Below are 688 nucleotides of genomic sequence, written 5' to 3'. Positions count from 1 at the left end.
TGCGGGTGCCTTTGGCATGTATCACTACAGTGCCGAAGCCTCAGCTTATATCCCAATCGTGAGTGAAGCCTTTCACAACATCGAATGGGGAAACCAACTAGACTGCTCCTACAGAAAATGTTGGTTTTCTTATTTGAACGATTCTTGTTCTTTTAAAGCGATCTCCATACTTATCATGTTAAAAAATTGATAGCAAGTAGTTGGCTTTCTAGCTCAAGGTTATTTGAATAGTTAATTAATCTAAATAAGCGAACCAAAATTAACCAGTTCGATTCTTTTGTTGTTGTTTTATCGTATTTTTTAGACTTATCAACTGACTTGATAATGATTATTAATCATAATTGTTACGTGTGTTTTTTTTGTCTTAATTCATAAAAAATGGGTAAATAGATAAATGACGAGTGACTGGAATCGGAGATACAAAAAAGGCCAACACAGAGTGTTGGCCAAAAGTTTGGAAGGAATTGTTATTAAAATTCTATGCGGAAAGCATCAAAGAGTTAGCTTTCGCTTCAAGGTTTGAATTGCCCATTAGGTAATCGTCGATCGCGATAGCACATTCACGACCTTCGTTGCTACAACGTACAACCAGAGACTGACCAGTACGCATATCACCCGCTGCGAACACACCTTTTTGGTTAGTCGCGAAGCCATCTGTTGCTACGTTACCGCGCTCATCTAGTTTGAT

General features: G+C 38.1%; 1 protein-coding gene and 1 pseudogene. One reads left to right on the top strand and one right to left on the bottom strand.

All coding sequences use genetic code 11. The features are described from left to right. Nucleotides 1-190 (top strand): hypothetical protein (locus KIV40_RS34235; RefSeq protein WP_285353900.1); only part of this gene is annotated, 190 nt, incomplete at its 5' end. Between the two features lie 288 nt (nucleotides 191-478). On the opposite strand, the pseudogene gltD reads toward KIV40_RS34235, so the two are convergent. Further along, nucleotides 479-688 (bottom strand): annotated as a pseudogene (gene gltD / locus KIV40_RS34230) (glutamate synthase); the annotation flags it as partial.

The organism is Vibrio sp. D173a (assembly GCF_030248475.1).
Note: the sequence above shows the minus strand (reverse complement) of the source record. Positions and strands in the feature narration are given on the sequence as shown.